We start from the raw sequence: 6,563 nt of genomic DNA, 5'->3' as shown, positions 1-6,563 counted from the left end.
ACCGCCGGAGGACGAGAGCGCGGCGACCCAAGCTCGACCACGGGCTCGAAGACCCAAGGGGCCACGGTCTACCGCGCCCTCTGCCTCCAGACCCCCGAACCCTAGCGCAGCCTTCAGATACAAGGGGGCGGACAGCCCCCCGCGGGGTCCGGGGCAGCGCCCCGGGGTCCAGGGCGTGACCCATGCGTACGTTTGACGCGCTTGTCCGTTGCTGATACGTCGCCGCCCGCATGGAGGCCGTTTCCTGCATCTTCTGCGGTGACCGAGGGACGCGCCCGTACCACGCCGAGAACGGCTACGAGGCTGTCGCCTGTGAGGGCTGTGGCCTCGTCTTCGTCACGCCGCGGCCCACCGAGGGCGAGATGAAGCGCCTCTACGAGGGCCAGGAGACCAAGGTCGACCTCGGCCTCCAGATCCGCAACGTCGAGCGCGCCGTCTACGAGGCGCGCCGCGCCCTCGACCTCATCGGCCGCCACGCCGCTTCCGGCCGCCTCCTCGAGATCGGCAGCGCCGCCGGGTATTTCCTCCGTGAGGCCCGCGCCCGCGGCTTCTCGCCTACCGGGATCGACATCACCGGGCCCTTCGTCCGTTACGCGACCGAGGTCCTCGGCGTGGATGTCCACGAGGGCACGCTCGCGTCGGTCGAGCTGTCGCCGGGCAGCTTCGACGTCGTCTACCACCGGAACGTCCTCTCGCACCTCGCCTACCCGCTCGACGCGTTCCGGCAGATGCACGCGCTCCTCCGCCCCGGCGGCTTGCTCGTCTTCCAGACCGGCAACGTCGCCGAGCTGCCAGGCGAGCGCTGGGCCGGCACGAACGAGCTCGATTTGCCCGATCACCTCTACCACTTCGGCGAGAAGCAGCTCCGCTTGCTCGCCGAGCGCACCGGCTTCGAGATCCTCGACGTGCAGCGTTACGCCCTCCTCCTGCACGAGCCCGCCCCGCGCGCGGCCCTGCTCCGCCTCCAGTCGCTCTTCCGGACGAAGGGCAAGCCCGCGGCGCCCAAGCCCCAGAAGGACAAGGCCGCGCCCTTCGTCGTGCCGACCGAGGTCCCGCCGGCGCGGCTGCTCCAGACCCTGGAGGTCCTCGTGGACGGGTACATCACCTACGACCTCGGCGCCGTGGCCTCCAAGGAGGGCCGCCGCGCCACGCTCGTCGTCGTCGCCCGGGCCCGCTGACGTGCGCCCCGCCTCGCCCTTCCCAGGCCCCTTGCTCGCCCTCCGGCGCGCCGTCCGCGCCGCCCGAGGCCTCTTCCGCGGCGGCCTCGTCCTGCACGGCCCGGCGCGCCCCGAGGTCGCCCTCACCTTCGACGACGGCCCGAGCCCCGCGCACACCCCGGCGATCCTCGACATCCTCGCCGCGCGCCGCGCCCGCGCCACGTTTTTCCTCCTCGGCTCTGCCGTCGAGAACGCCCCCGACCTCACGCGGCGTGTCCACGCCGAGCAGGAGATCGGCTGCCACTCCTACGCCCACGATCGTGCGGCCGTGAACGACCCCGAGGCGTTCCGGGTCGACACGGAAAAAGCCCTCGACCTCTTCGATCGCGTCGTCCACGCGCGCCCCCGCCACTACCGGTTTCCCTGGGGGAACCCGGGCCGCATCGCCCCCCGCGACGTCGAGCGCCGCTTCGGCATGGTCTGCGTCCACTGGTCCGGCGGCGGCTTCGACGAGCGATCCGATACGCCGGCCATCGTCCGCCACATCGAGGACGCGCTCGAGCCCGGCGCCATCCTCCTCCTCCACGACGGCTGCGCGCCCGGCTCCGTGTACGCGGGCTCCCGCGAGCCCACCGTCCGCGCGTTGCCGCGGATCCTCGACGCCCTCGACGCCCGCGGCCTGCGCGCCGTCACCGTCGGCGAGCTGCTCTCCGCCTGAGACCCCCCATGACCCGAAGAACGGCGCCTCCCCGCATCGTCCTCGACGCCCGTGTCCTCCGCGGCGCCCCCGGCGGCGTCGCCACCGTCGTCGCTGCGCTCGTGGACCATCTCCCCGCGCTCGCGCCCGACGTCCCCTTCGTCCTGCTCCGCCACCCGGGCGCGCGGGGCCCGCTCTCGCGCGCGCCCAATGTCACGGAGTGGCTCGTCTCCGGCGACCCGAACCACCCGGACTCCCTGCTCCGCCTCGGCGCGTGGCTGCACAAGCGCCTCGGCCCGGACGATCTCTTCCACGCGCCGTACCGCGTCCTGCCGCTCGGGGCGCCTGCGAAGAGCGTGCTCACGATGCACGACGTCATGCAAATCGCGTGTCCCGAGCTCGTCTTCCCGAATCCCCTGCTCCGCGTGCTGCTCGCGCCGTACTGGTCCGCCGCGATCCGCTCCTCGATCCGCCGCGCCGGCCGCATCCTCGCCGTCAGCGAGCACAGCAAAGGCGACACGATCCGCGTCGATCCCGCTTCCGCGCCGCGCGTCCGCGTCACGCCCCTCGGCGTCGACCCCGTCTTCGCGCCGCTCGACGCCTCCGAGGCCCTCGCGCGCACGGAACCACTCGTCCCCGCGGGGCGCCGGTTTTTTCTGGTCCTCGGCGGCGGTTACCCCAACAAGAACCACGCGGCCGCGGTCCTCGCGTTCGCCCGCGCGTTCACGACCGCGGACGACCTGCACCTCGTCATCATCCAGCGCGAGCGCACCTTCCCCGCGGAGCTCGAAGCGGCGTTGCGCGAGACGGGGCTGCTCTCGCGGGTGCACGTCCAGAGCCGCGTGGGCCTCTCGGCGCTCGTTGGGCTCTACGCCCGCGCCGAGGCGTTGATCTTCCCCTCGCTCTACGAGGGCTTTGGTTTGCCCGTGCTCGAAGCCATGGCGTGCGGCTGCCCGGTCGTTTGTTCGAGCCTCACGTCGGTGCCCGAGGTCGCGGGGGATGCTGCGCTCGTCCGGGATCCGCGGGATCTCGACGCGCTCGCCGAGGCGCTCCGCGCCGTCGCCAAGGACGAGGCCCTCCGGCAGGATCTGAAGGCCCGTGGCCTCGCCCGTGCCGCGCGGTTCCGCTGGGAGGACACAGCCAAGCAGACGCTCGACGCGTACCGCGAGATCGCTCCCTGGATCCCCTGACGAGCGAGCTCCGCTGACCGGCCCGCGTCTTGCACTCCTCCCGTGCGAGGCGGTTTGGAGACCGACGCACGAGCGAGGCGCGGGAGCAGGCAGGCGGCCGCGTGCCGGTTTCGCCGCGCTTGTGCGCCCGTGCTCGTGTCCGCGTTCGCGACGTTGTTCGCGCCGAGCACGCAGGCAGCCGACCCCGAGCCTCCGCCGCCGATCCCGCTCGATCCGATCCCGGACCCCGTGCTCGATCCCTTCGCGAATGCCGTGCCGGTCGACCACGCGCCTCCGCTCGGCACTCCGCGGTACCGCCTTTGGCTCTCGCCGGACGTCCCGTTCGGCGTGCGTGTCTTCCCGGGCCCGGGGAATACGCCTCCGCTCGTGCTCGCGGGCGCGGGGTTTTCCTGGGAGATCGATCCCCACCCGTGGCGCGTGATCCGCGCGCCGCGCGTCCGTTATCGCCTGATGGCCGGCGCCACGATCCTCGCCCTGATGAGCTACGGCCTCGCCGATTACTGGGTCCACATGAGCGCCAACAGCGTCGACTGGGAGCTCTCGTGGTCGGCGCCGAGTTTTTACAAAAAAGCCTGGACCCTCGAAGCCGTCCGGTTCGACACGAACAAGTTCGAGACGAACACCTATTCGCACCCCGCGGCCGGCACGATGACGTACCTCGCCGCGCGTGGGGCCGGGCTCGGCGCGGGCGAGTCGTTCTTGTTCTCGTGCGCGGGCTCGGTCTTGTGGGAGTACCTCGGCGAATACCGTGAGAAGGTCAGCTTGAACGACCTCGTCCTCACGCCCCAGGGCGGCTTTGCCGTCGGCGAGCCGGTCCACCAGCTCGGCCTCTTTTTCGAGCGCGGCGAGGACAACCTCGTGAACAACGTCCTCGCGTTCGTCTTTTCGCCGTTCCGATACCTCCGCCGGCGCCTCGAACCGGTGCACGTCGCGCGCGCCCAGGTGCTCGATGACTTTGGCTTGCCCGCCGACGTCTGGCATCGCTTCGACGTGCTCCTCGGCGTGAGCGCGGAGGCCGAGCGGGACGGCCTGCGCCGCGCGCAGCGCCGTATGGGCGTGAGCACGGAGATCATCGACGTCCCCGGGTACGACCACCCCGGCGTGCTCACGAAGCGCCTCGATGCCGGCGACGTCACGAGTTTTCGGCTCGTCGGTTCCGTCGACGATCGGGGGGTGGAGCAACTCGATTTCGTCACGCGTGTCCTGCTCGGGGGTGTTTACGATCAGAAGATCGTGCCCGACGGGCGTGGCGGACGCCGTGGATACACGATCTTCGCGGGCCCTTCCACCGGCTTCAATTACGCAAAACACCGGCAAGAGGGCCTGGAGGAGGACAAAATCGGCGTCGCGAACGCGCTCGGCGCCACGGTGGATCTCACGCTGCACCACGGAGACGCGCGCGCCCGCGCCAGCGTGGACGCATATGGCGACTTCGGCGCCGTGCATTCGATGGCCGCGTCCGCGTACATCCAGGGCCGCGGCGACGCGGGCTTGAAGACCGTGGTCGCGGACAAACGTTACTACTTCGCGCTCGGCGGCACCGTGCGCCCCACGCTCTCGCTTGCGTATCGGCGCTTTGAACTCGGCGCGCAGCTCACGTACGATTTTTTCGAATCGATCGAGGGGCTCGATCGGTACCAGGAGCGGGTCACGAATGACGTCCGCCTGAGGGATCGGCGCGCCGGGGAGCGCGTCTGGCTCTCGTACACGCTGTCGGGCGACAAGTCGCCGCTCGCGTGGGTCGAGGTCGAGCACCTCGATCGGTGGGGCCGTATGGGCCCGTTTCGCGCGTCGCATGCGAGCACGAAGCTCCGCGCGGGGATTGCGTTTCGGTTTTGATGCCGCGGTCCCCTCTTCCACCTGACCCCGACAACCAGGTACCATCCTCGGCAAGCGAGGGGGGGAACTCATGAGCACGCGGGGGCGGCGGCTTGCGGGGGCGACGTTGTTCGCTACGTGTTTGGCGGTGTGTTGGGTGCCGATGGGATGTGGGGCGAGTGACGAGTACGCCGCCGTGCCCGACCCCCCGACGGAGGGGTCGCTCCCTGCGAGCACGGTCCGCGCGCTTCAAGCGTGCGCGGAGGAGCATGCGGGGCGGCTCCCGCGCCACGCGTACGAGATCGAGTTCCAGGTCGAGCTGACCAGCAACCAGGTCTCCAAGGTGACGCCCAAGGGGCCGCGCCTCGACGACTCCGGCCTCGAACGGTGCATGATGGATGCGCTGCGGACGATGGCGGACGCGGGGTACTCGCCGGACCCGGACGACCTCATCTCACGCGGCGGCCTCTTGCCTGCACGGGGCCTCTTGGCGAACGTCTCGGTCATCTCCGAGTTGATCCGGCTCGTCCCCGTGGTCGTCTCGGCGTCCGGCGTGACGATCGTCGTGGGCGTCGCGGTGCTCGTCGTGGCGGCGGCGGTTTCCTTGACGCACGACAAACCGACGAAGGAGGAGTGTGACAAGCAGCGGGAACACGCGTACGAGGAATGCGACAAATGGCTGAACACAAATAACCCTCCACTCGGCGTGGTCGGACGCGACAAGATATGGCAGGAGTGCATCGAGGGGTACATTCACGAGGATTGCGGTGGCAAAAAAGTGGACCGTGACAAGAGCCCTAGGTATGACAACCCACGGCCTGGAAGGAGATTTTGATGGATGCCGATTTGTTGGCGCCTGAAATCATGAACATCAATTTGCGCATTCGCGCGAAGGATCCGACTGCATTTGACGACGCTGTCGAGTTCACGGAGCAGTACCCCGAAATCTGGGAGGTTTGGCACACGTTGGCGTACGCCCACGAGTCGAGGGGCGACTATGCGGCTGCCATCGCAGCCGCGACACGAGCGATGGATCTCGACGGCCAGCAGCCCGTGTTGTTCCTCGATCGGGGCGCGTATGCACTCCTGTCGGGCGACTACGAGCGCGCCGTGGCCGACTTCAGCCAGGGGCTCATCCTGTGTGACGAACTCGACTGGGATGATTACAGTGACGCCCTCCACTTCCTGCGCGCGGAGGCTTTGGTCCAGTTGGGCAAAAAGGCCGAAGCGCTGGCCGACCTTTCGCACATACGGGATGACTATGTCTTCTGGACGATAAAGGCCCGATCGAAGGCGGAACTCTTTGCGTTGTGCGGGAAGAGCCTGGAGCCGCGCCCTGAAGTCATTACGCGTGAATCGTTGAGACTGCCAAAAGGGCGTGGAAGACTATTTTTCGAGAATTGGGTTGTGCTGCCCGACTCTCCCGACGAAAAAGAGGCCGCGCTGGCGACGAAGCTGGGTGCGGCCGGTCTCGCAGCCATCGACGCGGCATTGCTCAAACACACGCGCGATCGGGCTCAGAAATCGGCGCGCATCATCTTCGAGGCGATAGAAGCTTGCGGCTTTCCGCGCACCGACAATCACCTCCGTCTCTTTGCCCGCCGGCTCATCGCCCTCGCGGAAGCCGGGGCCGTCGTCGCGCGGGGAAACCTACACAGGCCGGGGTACAGCGAGGTGCGGCTTCCCGACAAGCCCTGACCC

Annotated in this window: 6 protein-coding genes; all 6 read left to right on the top strand. The window is 69.2% G+C overall.

Annotation, left to right across the window (positions count from 1 at the left end; genetic code table 11):
* The first annotated feature begins 230 nt into the window (after positions 1-230).
* Positions 231-1,178, top strand: a complete 948-nt coding sequence (locus QHF89_RS38630) for a class I SAM-dependent methyltransferase (RefSeq protein ID WP_136972228.1) — start codon at positions 231-233, stop codon at positions 1,176-1,178.
* A gap of 1 nt (position 1,179) precedes the next feature.
* Positions 1,180-1,875, top strand: a complete 696-nt coding sequence (locus QHF89_RS38625; protein ID WP_136972229.1) for a polysaccharide deacetylase family protein — start codon at positions 1,180-1,182, stop codon at positions 1,873-1,875.
* Positions 1,876-1,883: 8 nt separating this feature from the next.
* Positions 1,884-3,044, top strand: a complete 1,161-nt coding sequence (locus tag QHF89_RS38620; protein WP_136972230.1) for a glycosyltransferase family 4 protein — start codon at positions 1,884-1,886, stop codon at positions 3,042-3,044.
* A gap of 129 nt (positions 3,045-3,173) precedes the next feature.
* Positions 3,174-4,883: a DUF3943 domain-containing protein gene (locus tag QHF89_RS38615; protein ID WP_136972231.1), complete on the top strand. Its 1,710-nt coding sequence runs from the start codon at positions 3,174-3,176 to the stop codon at positions 4,881-4,883.
* Positions 4,884-5,058: 175 nt separating this feature from the next.
* A complete protein-coding gene (locus tag QHF89_RS38610) occupies positions 5,059-5,697 on the top strand; it encodes a hypothetical protein (RefSeq protein ID WP_284721472.1) in 639 nt (212 codons plus the stop codon).
* Positions 5,697-6,560, top strand: a complete 864-nt coding sequence (locus tag QHF89_RS38605) for a tetratricopeptide repeat protein (RefSeq protein WP_136972233.1) — start codon at positions 5,697-5,699, stop codon at positions 6,558-6,560. Before QHF89_RS38610 ends, QHF89_RS38605 begins: the two co-directional genes overlap by 1 nt.
* Positions 6,561-6,563 lie beyond the last annotated feature (3 nt).

This window comes from Polyangium sorediatum (assembly GCF_029946465.1).
GTDB lineage: Bacteria > Myxococcota_A > Polyangia > Polyangiales > Polyangiaceae > Polyangium > Polyangium fumosum.
Note: the sequence above shows the minus strand (reverse complement) of the source record. Positions and strands in the feature narration are given on the sequence as shown.

Bases quoted from the DNA above. Each gene is read 5' to 3' on its own strand.
- QHF89_RS38620 (WP_136972230.1), top strand. From the start codon at position 1,884: ATGACCCGAAGAACGGCGCCTCCCCGCATCGTCCTCGACGCCCGTGTC.
- QHF89_RS38605 (WP_136972233.1), top strand. From the start codon at position 5,697: ATGGATGCCGATTTGTTGGCGCCTGAAATCATGAACATCAATTTGCGC.
- QHF89_RS38630 (WP_136972228.1), top strand. From the start codon at position 231: ATGGAGGCCGTTTCCTGCATCTTCTGCGGTGACCGAGGGACGCGCCCG.